Origin of the sequence: Synechococcus sp. BDU 130192 (assembly GCF_963876085.1) — a bacterium.
In the GTDB taxonomy this organism is placed as follows: Bacteria; Cyanobacteriota; Cyanobacteriia; order Cyanobacteriales; family MRBY01; genus MRBY01.
Genome location: NZ_CAWNNO010000058.1, coordinates 1 through 209 on the forward strand (window position 1 = coordinate 1; position 209 = coordinate 209).

Below are 209 nucleotides of genomic sequence, written 5' to 3' on the forward strand. Positions count from 1 at the left end.
TGCGCATCCGTCAGACCGACAAGATTAGCAAAGGTAAAGGACAACCAGCGATTGCGGGAGCTCACTTATTTCGGTCATTGGCCATGGGTGAGACAAGAATCCTGTCGGGAAAACGGTGGGTCTGGGGTCGTCTGGTCTATGTCATCGCTACTCGTCTTGACTCGAAACAAAAATCGAAGCAAACGGATGATGATTTTCTGATTATCATC

1 pseudogene is annotated in these 209 nt (G+C 48.3%); it reads left to right on the plus strand.

Annotated features, from left to right (window positions below):
* Positions 1-209, plus strand: a pseudogene (locus AACT35_RS12550) (IS4 family transposase); the annotation flags it as partial.